At 65.9% G+C, this 14,075-nt stretch carries 15 protein-coding genes; 10 read left to right on the top strand and 5 right to left on the bottom strand.

The window, feature by feature from the left end; translation table 11 throughout:
• Positions 1–50 precede the first annotated feature (50 nt).
• Positions 51–1,982: an aldehyde ferredoxin oxidoreductase family protein gene (locus NGM06_RS00515; RefSeq protein ID WP_254268422.1), complete on the bottom strand. Its 1,932-nt coding sequence runs from the start codon at positions 1,980–1,982 to the stop codon at positions 51–53.
• Positions 1,983–2,144: 162 nt separating this feature from the next.
• On the opposite strand from NGM06_RS00515, the gene NGM06_RS00510 reads away from it, so the two are divergent.
• Both NGM06_RS00510 and NGM06_RS00505 read left to right on the top strand, forming a co-directional pair.
• Positions 2,145–2,576 (top strand): VanZ family protein, encoded by a 432-nt coding sequence (locus NGM06_RS00510; RefSeq protein ID WP_254268421.1) that lies wholly within the window; start codon positions 2,145–2,147, stop codon positions 2,574–2,576.
• A gap of 444 nt (positions 2,577–3,020) precedes the next feature.
• On the top strand, positions 3,021–4,106 hold the full coding sequence (locus tag NGM06_RS00505; RefSeq protein ID WP_254268420.1) for an archaeosine biosynthesis radical SAM protein RaSEA: 1,086 nt from the start codon (positions 3,021–3,023) through the stop codon (positions 4,104–4,106).
• Between the two features lie 91 nt (positions 4,107–4,197).
• Here NGM06_RS00505 and NGM06_RS00500 read toward each other — a convergent pair whose 3' ends face one another.
• Positions 4,198–4,716, bottom strand: a complete 519-nt coding sequence (locus NGM06_RS00500; protein WP_254268419.1) for a hypothetical protein — start codon at positions 4,714–4,716, stop codon at positions 4,198–4,200.
• A gap of 282 nt (positions 4,717–4,998) precedes the next feature.
• Between NGM06_RS00500 and NGM06_RS24095 the strand changes: the two genes are divergently transcribed.
• Positions 4,999–5,124, top strand: coding sequence for a hypothetical protein (locus tag NGM06_RS24095; RefSeq protein ID WP_255457533.1), 126 nt, complete (start codon positions 4,999–5,001; stop codon positions 5,122–5,124).
• Positions 5,121–5,252, top strand: a complete 132-nt coding sequence (locus NGM06_RS24090; RefSeq protein WP_256567959.1) for a hypothetical protein — start codon at positions 5,121–5,123, stop codon at positions 5,250–5,252. Before NGM06_RS24095 ends, NGM06_RS24090 begins: the two co-directional genes overlap by 4 nt.
• A gap of 68 nt (positions 5,253–5,320) precedes the next feature.
• Here the strand turns inward: NGM06_RS24090 and purQ are convergent, their stop codons facing one another.
• A complete protein-coding gene (purQ, locus tag NGM06_RS00495; protein ID WP_254268418.1) occupies positions 5,321–5,998 on the bottom strand; it encodes a phosphoribosylformylglycinamidine synthase I in 678 nt (225 codons plus the stop codon).
• 114 nt (positions 5,999–6,112) lie between these two features.
• The gene (gene purS, locus NGM06_RS00490; protein ID WP_254268417.1) at positions 6,113–6,367 is read right to left on the bottom strand and encodes a phosphoribosylformylglycinamidine synthase subunit PurS; all 255 of its coding nucleotides are present in this window, start codon (positions 6,365–6,367) and stop codon (positions 6,113–6,115) included.
• Positions 6,368–6,522: 155 nt separating this feature from the next.
• Between purS and NGM06_RS00485 the strand changes: the two genes are divergently transcribed.
• On the top strand, positions 6,523–7,500 hold the full coding sequence (locus tag NGM06_RS00485) for a formyltetrahydrofolate deformylase (RefSeq protein ID WP_254268416.1): 978 nt from the start codon (positions 6,523–6,525) through the stop codon (positions 7,498–7,500).
• Positions 7,501–7,627: 127 nt separating this feature from the next.
• On the opposite strand, the gene NGM06_RS00480 is transcribed toward NGM06_RS00485, so the two are convergent.
• On the bottom strand, positions 7,628–8,701 hold the full coding sequence (locus NGM06_RS00480) for a phosphoribosylaminoimidazolesuccinocarboxamide synthase (protein WP_254268415.1): 1,074 nt from the start codon (positions 8,699–8,701) through the stop codon (positions 7,628–7,630).
• 250 nt (positions 8,702–8,951) lie between these two features.
• On the opposite strand from NGM06_RS00480, the gene cofH reads away from it, so the two are divergent.
• The 5 genes from cofH to NGM06_RS00455 all read left to right on the top strand — a co-directional run bounded on the left by cofH (position 8,952) and on the right by NGM06_RS00455 (position 14,063).
• Complete coding sequence (gene cofH / locus NGM06_RS00475) at positions 8,952–10,349, top strand: 7,8-didemethyl-8-hydroxy-5-deazariboflavin synthase subunit CofH (RefSeq protein WP_254268414.1); 1,398 nt, start codon at positions 8,952–8,954, stop codon at positions 10,347–10,349.
• A gap of 25 nt (positions 10,350–10,374) precedes the next feature.
• Positions 10,375–10,932 carry a metal-dependent hydrolase gene (locus NGM06_RS00470; RefSeq protein ID WP_254268413.1) on the top strand — a complete coding sequence of 186 codons (558 nt, stop codon included), beginning with the start codon at positions 10,375–10,377 and terminating at the stop codon, positions 10,930–10,932.
• A gap of 144 nt (positions 10,933–11,076) precedes the next feature.
• Entirely contained in the window at positions 11,077–12,528 is a 1,452-nt protein-coding gene (locus NGM06_RS00465; RefSeq protein ID WP_254268412.1) for a sensor histidine kinase, read from the top strand.
• Entirely contained in the window at positions 12,521–12,973 is a 453-nt protein-coding gene (locus NGM06_RS00460; RefSeq protein ID WP_254268411.1) for a response regulator, read from the top strand. Before NGM06_RS00465 ends, NGM06_RS00460 begins: the two co-directional genes overlap by 8 nt.
• Positions 12,966–14,063: a hybrid sensor histidine kinase/response regulator gene (locus NGM06_RS00455; protein ID WP_254268410.1), complete on the top strand. Its 1,098-nt coding sequence runs from the start codon at positions 12,966–12,968 to the stop codon at positions 14,061–14,063. Before NGM06_RS00460 ends, NGM06_RS00455 begins: the two co-directional genes overlap by 8 nt.
• Positions 14,064–14,075 lie beyond the last annotated feature (12 nt).

The raw sequence follows: 14,075 nt of genomic DNA, 5'->3' as shown, positions 1-14,075 counted from the left end.
ATTTAGACTGATGAAGGCGCGAAGCTACCCGAGAAAAGCGATAGCGGCGTTCAGTCGTCGCCGGAGGCCGCCGCGCCGCCGGAACTCACGCCGGTACCGGGGCCGACGTCGATGCCGAGTTCGTCGAGTTTCTCGTCGGGGACCACGCCGTCCTCCCAGTCGCGGACCTCGTAGTACTCGTCCTTGAGTTGGTCGAGTTCCACGAGTTGACCCTCGGAACCGCCCTCTCCGGGGATGGCCTTCTCGTTGCCCTCCACGAACCGGGCCGGAAGGTCGTCGTCGCTCCCGTCGAACCCGACGAGGTTGTTGTAGTAGCGTTCGAGGTTGTAGATGCGCTCGCCCGCCTCCATGAGTTCCTCCTCGCTCACGTCCAGTCCCGTCATGCCGTTGTACTGCATGACGTACTCCTCGATACCCTCCGCGAAGGCGTTGAACTTGCAGATGTCGAACGAGTCGCTGATGGCGTGGAGGTCTTGGAACGTGGCGCAGAGTTCGCCCTTCCCCTCGGGTTCGCTCGGGTCCACCTTGTTCGGGATGCCCAGAATCTCGGCCGAGGGCGTGTACCCCCGGAGGTGGCAGGCCCCGCGGTTCGAGGTGGCGTAGCCGATAGCCATCCCCTTCATGGCGCGCGGGTCGTAGGCCGCCATGCTCTGGCCCTTCACGTCGAGGGACATGTCGCCGTCGCCGAGTTCCTCGGACGCGCGCATCGACCCCTCCGCGAGCAGGTCCGCGAGGTCGTCCTCGCGGTTGGCGACGCGCTCTATCATCTCTATCATGGTGTCGGCGTCGCCCCAGTCGAGGCCCTCGTCGAGGTAACCCTCTTCGGAGGCCTCCATCGCCATGGCCATCGTGTTGCCCATGTCGATGGTGTCCACGCCCATGTCGTTGCACCGGTCTATCATCATGGCGACCTTGTCTCGGTCGTCGTTCATCGAGTTCGGGCCGAGCGCCCACGCCGACTCGTACTCGTAGGACTCCATCCGGACGTTGTGGTCCTCGCCCTTGTGGTGGACCTGCACCTCGACCTCCTTCTTACACGCGACGGGGCAGGAGTGACAGGTGGGTTCGTCCACGAGGATGTTCTCCCGGACGTTCTCGCCCGAGACGTTCTCGGCGTCGATGTTGGGTTCGGAGGGGTCGGCCGCCGCCTCGCTGCTCGTACTCGTGTGCTGGGCGTTGCGCGTCGGCAGGCCGTCCATCTCCTCGGTCAGGTTCATGAGGACGTTGGTGCCGTACATCGACAGGCCGCCCTCGTTCGGCGCGGTCACGTCCGACTCCTGAATCACCTGCATCGCCTGCTGGTGGCCCTCTCGGAACGTCTCTTGGTCGGCGGGCTTTGGCATCTTCGTGGAGGACTTGACGACGACCGCCTTGAGGTTCTTCGACCCCATCACAGCGCCGGTGCCGCCCCGACCCGAGGCGCGGTCGTCCTCGTTCATGATGCAGGCGTACCGGACCTGATTCTCGCCGCCGGGTCCGATGGCCATCGCCGAGAGGTTCTTGCCGTACGACCCCTCGCACTCGTCTTCGAGTTCGTCGATGGTGTCGTGGACGCCCCAACCCCAGACGTGGGAGGCGTCGCGGAGTTCGACTTCGCCGTCCTCGACGAAGGCGTAGACGGGGTCTTCTGCCTCGCCCTCGAACAGCAGGCCGTCGAACCCGGCCCACTTGAGTCGCGCCCCGGACCACCCGCCGTGGTGGGAGTCGGTGACGGTGTTCGTGAGCGGCGACTTGGTACACACCGCGATTCGCCCGCTCATCACGGTCTGAGTTCCCGTGAGCGGGCCGTTCATGAACGCGAGCAGGTTGTCCGGACCGAGCGGGTCGACGTCCGGTCCTTGGTCGAAGACGTACTTCGCGCCGAGTCCGCGCGCGCCGATATACTTCTCGGCATCCTCGTCGTCGATGCCTTCGTAATCTACCGCGCCGTCGCTCAGGTCGATTCGGGCGACGTGGTCTTGGTATCCGCCGAGGTCAGTCATAGTAACGGTCTATCCTTATATTGGGCCGCAAGCGTGTTAGTCATTGCCTCGTATCCGTAACCGGTATCGGTTACGCCGTCCAGTTACGGCCAGTGAACGACACGCCAGTCACGGCGTCGCCGACCGCCGCATTTTACTCGCGGCCGTGGCAATCCCCACGCGATGAACCTCGCCGACGTTCGGCCGCCCCACTGGCTCCGCTGGTTCGCCGTCGCGTTCGTCGCCGCCGGAATCTTCTACGCCTCGGTCCTCGACTCGCCGTCGTCGGGTCTCCCGTCGCTCGGGCCGCTCGGCGTGTTCGGCATCGACAAGTGGCTCCACGCGCTCGCCTACGCGGCGCTGGCCGGGGCGCTCGCGAGCGCGCTCGCCCCCGGTCGCGCTCCCGCAGTCGTGGCCGCGCTCGCCGCCCTGCTGGCAGTCGGCTACGGCGTCGGCATCGAGTTCGTGCAGGCCCCGCTCGCGCGGCGACACTTCTCGGTCGCGGACATGGTCGCCGACGGGGTCGGGGCGTTCGTCGCGGTTCTCGTCTGGCGACTCGGCGTCGAGTTCGTGGGTCGGTCCTCTTCGGGGAGCACGGTAGAACGAGAGGTGTGACTGCTGGTTCGAGTCACGGAGTCGGTTCACGATTTCTTTTGACTATCTTTTCTGGCGCGCGAGTAACGCGCGAAGGACGAGCATCGGAGGGAGCGAAGCGACCGAGAAGCGCAGGAGGTTGGGGAGGACCGAGGTTGCGGTCTCATAGGAGTCGGCAGTAGCTAGCTCGTTTTGACGAAACACAAAGAAGCTAGCTACTGCCGACGCAAAGGAGTAACCGCACTGCAACCGCACAGCACCGCGACAGCCTCGGGCCTCCCCAGCCTCCTGCGTTGCTCGTTTCACTGCGCTACTCGTCCCTCACGCGCATGGGCGCGACCCCGTGTCGCGCCAGCGCGTGCCGGACGAGATTGTCGAGGACGACAGTCAGATTCCGAGCTATCCCGAAATGCCCCCGGTCGGACCCGAAGCCGATTTACGCGCCGGACCGCTACTCGTCCGGTAATGAGCAAGCCGAGTCCGGACGTCTACGAGCAGGGCCGGGGGATGGACGCGCACAACAAGGTGATGCGCGACATCCGCGCCCAGAAAGATAAGACGTACGACCCCCACGAACCCACGCGGGTCTGGATAGACGAGGACCGCACGCCCGGCGGCGTCTACCAGAGCCTCACCATCATCCTCAACACCGGCGGGTGTCGGTGGGCGCGCGCCGGCGGGTGTACCATGTGCGGCTACGTCGCCGAGTCCGTCGAGGGCGGGTCCGTCGCCCACGACGCGCTGATGGACCAGATAGACGTCTGTCTCGACCACGAACAGGAGCAGATCGAGGCGGGCGAGGCCGACGGGAAGTCCGGTCTCATCAAGATCTACACCTCCGGGTCGTTCCTCGACGAGCGAGAGGTCGGCGCGGAGACCCGGCGGGCCATCGCCGAGACGTTCGCCGACCGCGAGCGCATCGTGGTCGAGAGCCTCCCGGACTTCGTGGACCGCGAGAAACTGGCCGACTTCACCGAGCAGGGCCTCGACACCGACGTGGCCATCGGTCTCGAAACCGCGACCGACCGCGTGCGCCACGACTGCGTGAACAAGTACTTCGACTTCGAGGACTTTATCGAGGCGAGCGAACACGCCGAGGCCGCCGGAGCGGGCGTGAAGGCCTACCTCCTGATGAAGCCGCCGTTCCTCTCCGAATCCGAGGCCATCGAGGACATGAAGTCCTCGGTCCGGCGGTGCGCCGAGTACGCCCACACCGTCTCGATGAACCCGACGAACGTCCAGCGCTACACCATGGTGGACGAACTCTACTTCCGGGACGGCTACCGCCCGCCGTGGCTCTGGTCGGTCGCCGAAGTCCTCGAAGACACCGCGGACGCCGACGCCATCGTGGTCTCGGACCCCGTGGGTCACGGGTCGGACCGCGGCCCCCACAACTGCGGCGAGTGCGACGACCGGGTTCAGAAGGCCATCAAGGACTTCGACATCCGCCAGGACCCGAGCGTCTTCGCGGAAGTGTCCTGCGAGTGCGAGGCGACGTGGGACGCAGTCGTGGAACGCGAGAAGAGCTTCAGCCTCCCGCTGGCGCGGTAGTTCGGCGAGTTCGGTGCTGCGGCCGGTCCGTGACTCGGGTTCTACTGTCGGTCCGTGATTCGAGTTCCGTTATCGGTTCCCGAGGGAACGTCTAGAAACCACCGCCACAACCCATCGCCGTCGAAATCGTCTGGCTCTCCATCTCGTCGTCCCGAATCGCCACGTCGGTCGCCGAATCGTTGCAGTCGAACTGGGACTTCCGAACTTCGACGATTTTCTGGCGGTCACCGACCTCGACCGCAATCGCGTATTTGCGGCTCTCGCGCAGGTCGATAGCGAGGTTCGCGTCGGCGTCGAGCGCGTAGCGCTCCCGAAACCACGGCTCCTCGTCGGGCGCGCCGCCGATTCCCAGTGTGACCTCGCGACTCCGTCCGGTCGCGTTCCAGATCCAGACCTGATGGTGTTGGCTCCCGCGGCCGACCGCGAGCGTCGCGCGCGTCGCGTTCGCGGAGAGGTCGTGGATGGCCGAGGGCACGCCTCTGTCGGGGGGGTCGGACTCCTCGCGGACTTCGGGCGGTCCGCCCGCGAGCGGAACCGACGAGAGACACCCGGAGAGCGAAGCGGCGAGACCCGCCCCGCCGACCGCGAGGAACGCGCGTCTGGAGGGCACGGCGGGGAGATTGTCGTCGTCCGACAAGTGTCTTCTGTCGGAGCGGGGACGGTCGGCAGAGCGCGCGAGACGGTGACGTATCGTCCCTGTCGCGAGGGTAAGCGGGCGCGGACTCGATTCAACGTGGCGTTCGCGCGGCTAAGGCGCTCGTACCGCCGCGATACTCACCGGATAACAAAGTCCGCAGTCGCCATCTGATTGGCCCGGGGGTGGCACATCGAGGGCGGCGCGCGGCGACCCGGGGAGTTCGCCGGACGCCGCCGACTCGGTGTGTCGGACACAATGTCCGAGGGATGGGGCGACTACGAAACTATCTTCTGTTCGAACGGCTGGATCGAGATTCGGAACAGCGACGAGACCGACGACCAGTGGATCGCGAGCGACACGCCCGTCTCGATAGAACGATGACGGTCGCCGCAGGGCCGCTCTCGGCGTGGTCGCTCGTGGTCGTAATCGGGTGGGTCGTCGTCGTGGTGCTCGTCTGGGCGCTGCTGTTCGCCTACGGCAGGGACCGGAAGCGACGGTCGAGGTTCTGAGTTCGACGCAGAGGTCAGGATAGAGAGGATTCGACCCGCGCGTCCGGAGCGAGTCGGTACTCGACGCTTCAGGTCTCGAATCCGCGCAGAATGCCCTGACCGTCGGTCCCGCCGATGTCCGGGAGCGAGATCCGCTCGGGATGGGGCATCAGCACCGCCACGTTCTCGGTCTCGCCCGCGACGCCCGCGACGTTCTCCTTCGACCCGTTGGGGTTGGCCTCGTCGGTGACGTTGCCAGCCTCGTCGCAGTACCGGAAGAGAATCCGGTCGTCGGCGTTCAGGTCGGCGAGGTGGTCGTCGGTGACCTCGAACCGGCCTTCGCCGTGGGCGATGGGCAACTCCACGACTTCGCCCTCGTCGTAGTCGGCGGTCCACGGCGTGTCGGCGTTCTCGACCCGGACGTGGACGCGTTCGCACTGGAACCGCGCGGATGCGTTCGTCGTGAACGCGCCGGGGGTCAGGCGCGACTCCGAACCGATTTGCGCGCCGTTACAGACGCCGAGGACGGGCGTGCCGGACTCGGCGGCGTCTCGGACTTCGGCCATGACGGGACTGTTCGCGGCGATGGCTCCGGCCCGGAGGTAGTCGCCGTAGGAGAACCCGCCCGGCAGCATGATTCCGGACACGTCCTCGGGGAGACCGTCCTCGTGCCAGACGAGTTCGGCGTCGATGCCGAGGTGCGAGAGCGCTTGCTCGGCGTCTCGGTCGCAGTTACTACCGCCGAATTGGACGATAGCGACCGTCACGCCGACCGCCTCCTGTGGCGTCGGCAGACAGTCGGTGTCGTCGAGATAGCGACCGTCACGCCGACCGCCTCCCGTGGCGTCGGCAGACGGTCGGTGTCGTCGAGATTGCGCCCGTCATTCTCGGGGTTCGACCTCGACGTCGTAGTCGTGGATGGTCGGATTCGCCAGCAGGCGCTCGGCCATCTCGTCCGCGCGCTGGGCCGCGGCGTCCGTGGATTCGGCGTCCACGTCGAGTTCGAACCGGTCGGCCGACCGGAGACTCTCCAACTCGAAGCCGAGTCGCTGAAGCGCCTTTTTGGTCGTCTCTGCCTCGGGGTCCAAGACGCCCTCCTTCAGGCGAACCGTGACCGTGGCGGTGTAGGCGGTCATCGTGTGAGGGTGGTCGTCCATGCTCAAAAGCACTTTCGGATTCCGCCGTCAATCCACGAACGTGCATACTGTCCGGGGATGTTGCACCGAAACGGTCCCTTTTTACGCCAGACCCCCTCAGAACCGCCAACAATGTCCCCCGCGCAGGTGGTACGATGAGCCAGCGTGAACTGACCGAAATCACCGTCGTCGGCGACGACGACACCGGACTCGTCGCGCGCGTCACCACCCTGCTGTTCGAACGCGGAATCAACATCGAGGACCTCGACCAAGCGGTCCGCGACGACCTCTTCCGGATGACGATGCGCGTCGACGCTCGGGGGATGGACGGGTCGAAGGCCGACCTCCGGGCCGACCTCGACGAACTCGGCGCGGACCTCGGCGTGGACGTGAACGTCCGGTTCCCCGCCGACCGCGAGACCCGACGCATCGCGGTGCTCGTGACCAAGGAGAGCCACTGCCTCCGGCGACTCTGCGAGGCCGAGGCCGACGGCGACCTCGACGCGGAAATCGCGGTCGTCATCGGCAACCATCCGGACCTCCAACCGGTCGCCACGGAGTACGGGATTCCGTTCCACGACGTCGGCGACGCCGAGGGCAACCCCGACGAGGACGAACTGCTCGACCTGCTGGCGGAGTACGACGCCGACCTCGTCGCGCTGGCGCGCTACATGCGCATCCTCGGCCCGAACGTCGTCTTCCGATACGAGGGCCGCATCATCAACGTCCACCCGAGCCTCCTGCCCGCGTTCCCCGGCGCGAAGGCCTACCGGCAGGCGAAGGAGGCGGGCGTCCGCATCGCCGGGGTGACCGCCCACTACGTGACGACAGACCTCGACCAAGGCCCCATCGTCGCCCAACGCGCGTTCGACGTGCCGGACGGCGCGAGCGTCGAGACCATCAAGGAGCGCGGTCAACCGCTCGAAGCCGAGGTGCTGCTGGAGGCGGTTCGACTCCACCTCGCCGACGACCTGACCATCCACCGCGGCCGGACGGAACTCCGCGAGAACGCCGCCGAGGAGCGCGAGGACGAGGACGGCTACAGGCTCGGGATGGGGCCGGAACTCGACCGACTGACGCCGGACGAACCCACCGACGAGAGCGTCGTCACGCCGCCCAACGCCGACGACTGAGGTTCGGACCCGGTATCGACTGACGTTCCGAACCGCCTGCTCTTCGACGCCGAAAACCATCGAACCGCCGAGAGCTATCGCTGCCGTTGGCGTTCTATACCGTGAAAATCGCGTGCGCCCGACCGGTTCAGAGGTCCCGGACCTCGGCCACCGCGTCCTCCAGCGAGGGCGCGTCGAACAGTTCGCGGCCGACGTAGGCGTTGGTCCCCGCGGCGTAGAGGTCGCGGGCGGCCGCGACGACCTCGTCGTCCAGCGGTTCGGGCGACTCCTCGCACAGCGACTTCCAGTCGGCGACGTCGCGCTCCTCGGCCTCACGCTTCGCCGCATCGACTGCCTCGACCCACTCGGGTTGGGTGCGCTTGTGGTACTGGCGCACGAACTCCTTGCTGACCTGCTGGCCGTGGAAGGTGAAGCGGTTCTCGTCGAAGGTCCCCACCACGTCGGCGACGCGAATCTCGCCGTCGAAGTAGCAGCACTCGATTTTACCGTCTTCGTGGACTAACTCGGCTTCCGCGGCCCGTTCGGTCACGACGCGGTTCACCTCGCGGGCGACGTCCTCCAGTTCCGTCACGTCGGCCAGTCCGGCGATGCGGTCGGCCTCGGCCCGCGAGAGGTAGCGGTCGCTCTCCTCGTACTTGGTGGAGAACTCCACGATGGGTTCCTCCAGTTGGACGACGCCCTCGGGCCACTCCTCGAAGTCGAGAGCGTGGTCGGCCGGAGTGGTGCGCTTCCGGAGGCTCGACCCCACGGGGACGCTGTTGCGGAAGACGACTTCGAGCGGAATCAGGTAGTTGTCGCCCGCCGCGGCGTGGAACGCGTCGTAGTCGTAGTCCCGACCCTCGTGTGGTAAATCCGGAACCTGCGTCAGTTCGATGGCCATCTCAGTCGGCGGTTCGTCCGCCTCCGAGAGCGAGACGACGTCACCGCTGTCGGGGTCGTCTCGCGGTTCTCCCGCTCGACCGTCCGAGGCGCTCTGCGCCTCGCTGACCACTCCCCGGTAGTGGGTCGGCACGCCCTCGTCCTCCAGCAGTTCGAAGTTGAACGCGCCCATCGAACAGAGACTCGCGCCCTTGTCGGGGATCTCGTCGGGCATCTTCCCCCAGTCGAACACCGAGTAGTCGTCGGTGAAGACGAACGCGCCCCGGCCGAGGGTGTTCGCGGTCGGTTCGCGCTCGACGCGGAACTCCTTGACGCTCGTCACCGCAACCACCTCGGCGTCGCGCCGCCACTTACGCGTGCCCCGTCGCTGTCGGTCATGTGCGAGGGGTTGCTTCGGTCGGACTAAGGCGTTTCCATTCACGTGCGCACTTTCGAACCTGTCACCCGCGAAAGTATGCATCTTCACGCATCGACCCGCGGCACCGCGAGTCGCTTCCGACGAAGCGGCGTCGTAGACCGACGCTCTGCCGTAACCCGTCGGTTTTTATCGCTCCCGGTCGTCGTCTGGAGTGATGGAAGACGCGGCCCGGACGAACGTCCCGCGAGAGCAGTTCGACTTCGACTGCGTGCCGGAGACCGACCAGTCGTTCGAGAACGCGCTGGCGAAGGCCAGCGACGGCGACCGCCTCACGGTCGCGGACGGCATCGAGTTGCTGACCACCGGCACCGACCGCGAGGGCATCGACCTCGCCCGCAAGGAGCGCGTGCTGGAGGCCGCCGACCGGAGGCGGGCCGAGGTGGTCGGCGACGACGTGACCTTCGTCGCCAACCTCAACAACAACGTCACGACCGCGTGCAACACCGGATGCCTGTTCTGTAACTTCAAAGACACCGCACAACACTTCGAAGAAGAGTCCGACGACGACCACGCCGGGTTCACCAAGACGCCCGAGGAGTCGCGAAGAATCGTCGAATCGGCCCGCGAGACGGGCATCTACGAGGTCACGTCCGTCAGCGGTCTCCACCCCGCGCTCGCGCTGGACGACGACCACGTCGAAATCCTCGAATCGAGCGAGCGCGGCGACCTGAACTACAAACCCGCGGCGGCCTACGAGACCGACCCCGGCACCTACGTCGATCAGATGGAGGCGATGGACGTCGAGGGGATTCACCTCCACTCGATGACGCCCGAGGAGGCCTACCACGCCCGCCGGGGCACCGACTGGTCCTACGAGGAGGTGTACGGCCGCCTCGCGGACGCCGGACTCGACAGCGTGCCCGGTACCGCGGCCGAGATTCTGGTGGACGAAGTCCGGTCGGTCATCTGCCCCGGCAAAATCGGCTCCGACGAGTGGGTCGAGGCCTTGGAGGCCGCCGCCTCGGTCGGACTCGACACGACCGCGACTATCATGTACGGCCACGTGGAGAACGAAGCCCACCGCGTCCGGCACCTGAAACGAATCCGGGACCTGCAGGACCGCACCGACAACATCACGGAGTTCGTCCCCCTCTCGTTCGTCCACCCGAACACGCCCCTCGCCGAGCGCGGGATGATAGACGCGGGCGCGACGACCCACGAGGACGAACTGATGATAGCCGTCTCCCGCCTGTTCCTCGACAACGTCGAGAACGTCCAGTCGTCGTGGGTGAAGTACGGCGACGAGCAAGGTCTCAAGATGCTCTCGTGCGGCGCGAACGACTTCATGGGCACCATCCTCAGCGAGGAGATAACAAAGCGCGCGGGCGGCGAGTTCGGCGAGGCCCGCTCGTTCGCGGAGTACGTCGAGATGATAACCGCGGTGGGCCGGACACCGGTCGAGCGCTCGACCGACTACCGACAGACGCGAGTTGTCGACCCCTCGGACCCGCCGTTCGGTCCCGAACTGGGTCCGGCCGCCGACGGGACGCCGCTGGTGAACGCGAACGGGACGGCGGCCGCCGCCGAGGACACCTCGCCCGCCGACGACTGAACTCGACCCCCGAGAGAGACGACGCATGATGAACACCACCCACGCCGCGATGGGGGTCGCGCTGGCGGCCCCGCTCGCGGTCGTCGCGCCCGAACTCGCGCCCGTGGCCGCACTGCCCGGACTCGCTGGCGGGGTCTTCCCGGACCTCGACCTGCTGTCGGGCCAGCACCGCCGGACGCTCCACTTCCCGGTCTACTACTCGGTCGCCGCTCTCGGCGCGAGCGCACTGGCGCTCGTCGTCGGCGGTTCCGCGGCGCTCGCCGCGGCGTTCTTCCTGCTGTCGGCCGCGCTCCACTGCGTCACCGACGCCGCGGGCGGCGGTCTCGAACTCCGACCGTGGGAGGCCACCGACGACCGCGGCGTCTACGTCCATCCCGCGAAGCGGTGGGTGCGGCCGCGGCGCTGGATTCGCTACGACGGCGCGCCCGAGGACCTCCTGCTGGTGGGCCTGTTCTCGCTGCCGGGCCTGCTCCTGTTCGACGGGGTGGTGCGACAGCTCACGGTAGTCGGACTGGCGCTCTCGGTTGTCTACGTCGCGGTCCGGAAGCGACTGCCGGAGCTAGAGACGCGGTACCTGCGGTAGAGTCGTCCCGCCTCGGTCGCTCGACGTTCCGTCAGACCGTCGAGTAGTCCGTGTTCGCCCATTCAGGCGCGTCAGTTCAAAGATAAACAAGATTGTGAGCGAGTTCAGTACACTTATGAAAGTAGATACGAACCTGCCAGACACATGGACACCTCTATAAGGGTGTTAGTCGTCGACGACAGCAGTTTCTACGCGCAGGTCGTCGCCGACACGCTCGCGACCGACTACGACATGACGACGATGAAGGCGAACGACGCCCGCGAGGGGTTGGAACGCCTCGACGCCGCGGACGTCGACTGCGTCGTCACTGACTATCAGATGCCGGAGACGAACGGAATCGAGTTCCTCGAAGCGGCGCGCGAGCGCGGTTTCGAACAGCCGTTCATCCTGTTGACAGGCACCGGAAGCGAGGCGGTGGCGAGCGAAGCGGTCGCCGCCGGCGTTACCCACTACTTCCAGAAGGACGAAGGCGAACAGCAGTTCGAGAAACTGGCGAACCAGATAGACAACGCGGTCGAACAGCGCCGCACCGAGCAGAAGTACGAACTGCTGGTGAACAACTCCCCGGACCTCATCGCGCAGATAAAGGCAGACGGAGAGTTCGTGATGGCGAACGCCGCGATGGCGGAGACGCTCGACTCCACGCCGACGGCGCTGACGGGCCAGTCGCTGTTCGACGTGGTTCCGGACGACGTGGCCGAGCGGCGACTCGAAATCGGTCGGGAGGTCATCGAGACCGGGACGACCAGACGGTTCGAGGACGGGTACGATGGGAAGTACTTCCACAACGTCTTCGCGTCGGTGGACCTGCCGGGCGAGCGCGAGACGTTTCAGGTCATCACGCGCGACATCACCGACCGCAAGGAGGCCGAGATAGAACTGAAGGAGACCGTCGAGAAACTGGAGGAGTCGAACGCCCAGTTAGAGCAGTTCGCCTACGTGACCTCCCACGACCTCCAAGAACCGCTCCGAATGGTGTCAAGTTACATGCAGTTGCTCGAACGCGGGTACAAGGAGGACCTCGACGAGGACGCTCAGGAGTTCATCGACTACGCGGTGGACGGAGCCAACCGGATGAAGGAGATGATAAACGACCTCCTGAAGTACTCCCGGGTGGACTCCAGAGGCGGCGAGTTCGAGCGGACCGACTTCGAGTCGGTCGTCGATCAGGCGACCGACAACCTGCAGGTCGCGATTCACGAGAGCGGTGCCGAGGTGACCCACGACCCGCTCCCGGCCGCGGTGTGCGACGAGAGCCAGATGGTCGTGTTGCTCCAGAACCTCGTGAGCAACGCCATCAAGTACTGCGACGAGGAGACGCCCCGAGTTCACGTGTCGGCCGAGCGCGACGGCGAGACCCACGTGTTCTCGGTGAGCGACAACGGCATCGGCATCCCCGAGGACGAGTCCGACGAGGTGTTCCGCATCTTCTCGCGGCTTCACGGCAACGACGAGTACTCCGGCACCGGCATCGGTCTCGCCATGTGTCAGAAGATACTCGACCGCCACGAGGGCGACATCTGGCTCGAATCCGAGGTGGGCGAGGGTTCCACGTTCTACTTCACCCTCGCGGCGGGAGGTGTCGGCGATGAATAGCGACCCGCCCGGAGAGGCGATAGAGATTCTGTTAGTGGAGGACAATCCCGGCGACGTGCGCCTGACCAAGGAGGCGCTCAAACAGGGCGACGTGCTGAACAACCTCCACGTGGTCAAGGACGGCGTCGAGGCGATGGCGTTCCTGCGCCGCGAGGGCGAGTACGAGGGCACGCCCCAACCGGACCTCATCCTGCTCGACCTGAACCTCCCCCGCAAGGACGGGACGGAGGTCCTCGAGGAGATAGACGAGGACCGCGAACTCCGGCGCATCCCCGTGGTCGTGCTGACCAGTTCGGAGGCCGAGGAGGACATCGCGAAGAGCTACGAGTTACACGCCAACGCCTACATCACCAAGCCGGTGGACATCGACCAGTTCATCGAAGTCGCACAGAACCTAGAACAGTTCTGGCTCTCGATAGTCAAACTCCCCCCGAACGATGAGTGAACAGGACAAGACGACGGTCCTGCTGATAGAGGACAATCCGGGCGACGCTCGCCTCTTCGAGGAGATGCTCCAGATGAAGGGCAACATACTGGACGACAGCGACAACCTCTCGCCGAACCTCTCGCTCGTCCACGAGGAGCGCCTCGAAGACGGTCTCGAACAACTCGAAACCGAACCGGTGGACATCGTCCTGCTCGACCTGATGTTGCCCGACAGCGGCGGCGAGGCGACCCTCGATTCGGTCCTCGACCAGACCCGCGAGGTCCCCATCGTCCTGCTGACCGGACTGAACGACCGCCAGTTCGGCGTGGACGCGGTCCAGCGCGGCGCGCAGGACTACCTCATCAAGGGCGAAATCGACGGCGAACTCCTCGTTCGCACCATGCGGTACGCCATCGAGCGCAAGAAGAACGAACGGGAACTCGCCCGCCGGACCGAACAACTCGCCATCCTGAACCAGATTCTCGAACACGACATCCGCAACGACATGAACGTCGTCCGGGGCATGGCCCAACTCCTCCGAGAGGAAATCGAGGACGACGACCACGAGGAGTACCTCGACCGGATGCTGGAGAACACCGGCCACGTGGTCGAACTCACCGAGACGGTCTCGACGCTGCTGGAGACCATCACGGGCGAGGAGGACCCCGACCTCGAACCCGTGGACGCTGACAGCGTCCTCGAGAGCGAACTCCGGAAGGTCCGGACCTCGTACGACGACGCCACCTTCGTCGTGGACGGCGAGATACCCGAGGTCCGGGTTCGGGCGAACAACATGCTCTCGTCGGTGTTCAGCAACCTGCTCAACAACGCGGCCCAGCACAACGACGCGGACGACCCGAGGGTGGAAGTCGGCGTCGAGACCGACGACGACGCCGTGACGGTTCGCATCGCCGACAACGGGTCGGGGATTCCGAGCGACCGGCGCGAGGCAATCTTCGGCCGGGGCGAACAGGGCATCGACAGCACGGGCACCGGCATCGGTCTCTACCTCGTGGACACGCTCGTAGAGCAGTACGGCGGCGACGTTCGCGTCGAGGGCGAGGACCCCCGAGACGCGGCGTTCGTGGTCGAACTGGTGAGACTGTAGACGAGAATACGG

The sequence above is a fragment of the Halorussus aquaticus genome, from assembly GCF_024218795.1.
GTDB lineage: Archaea > Halobacteriota > Halobacteria > Halobacteriales > Haladaptataceae > Halorussus > Halorussus aquaticus.
The sequence above is the reverse complement of the archived record's forward strand: the minus strand, read 5'-3'. Positions and strand labels throughout refer to the sequence as shown.

Coding starts and splice junctions, on each gene's coding strand:
- NGM06_RS00455 (WP_254268410.1), top strand. CDS start 12,966: ATGAGTGAACAGGACAAGACGACGGTCCTGCTGATAGAGGACAATCCG.
- NGM06_RS00515 (WP_254268422.1), bottom strand. CDS start 1,982: ATGACTGACCTCGGCGGATACCAAGACCACGTCGCCCGAATCGACCTG.
- NGM06_RS00505 (WP_254268420.1), top strand. CDS start 3,021: ATGAGCAAGCCGAGTCCGGACGTCTACGAGCAGGGCCGGGGGATGGAC.
- NGM06_RS00460 (WP_254268411.1), top strand. CDS start 12,521: ATGAATAGCGACCCGCCCGGAGAGGCGATAGAGATTCTGTTAGTGGAG.
- NGM06_RS00470 (WP_254268413.1), top strand. CDS start 10,375: ATGATGAACACCACCCACGCCGCGATGGGGGTCGCGCTGGCGGCCCCG.
- NGM06_RS00510 (WP_254268421.1), top strand. CDS start 2,145: ATGAACCTCGCCGACGTTCGGCCGCCCCACTGGCTCCGCTGGTTCGCC.
- NGM06_RS00465 (WP_254268412.1), top strand. CDS start 11,077: ATGGACACCTCTATAAGGGTGTTAGTCGTCGACGACAGCAGTTTCTAC.
- NGM06_RS24090 (WP_256567959.1), top strand. CDS start 5,121: ATGACGGTCGCCGCAGGGCCGCTCTCGGCGTGGTCGCTCGTGGTCGTA.
- NGM06_RS00485 (WP_254268416.1), top strand. CDS start 6,523: ATGAGCCAGCGTGAACTGACCGAAATCACCGTCGTCGGCGACGACGAC.
- purS (WP_254268417.1), bottom strand. CDS start 6,367: ATGACCGCCTACACCGCCACGGTCACGGTTCGCCTGAAGGAGGGCGTC.
- NGM06_RS24095 (WP_255457533.1), top strand. CDS start 4,999: ATGTCCGAGGGATGGGGCGACTACGAAACTATCTTCTGTTCGAACGGC.
- cofH (WP_254268414.1), top strand. CDS start 8,952: ATGGAAGACGCGGCCCGGACGAACGTCCCGCGAGAGCAGTTCGACTTC.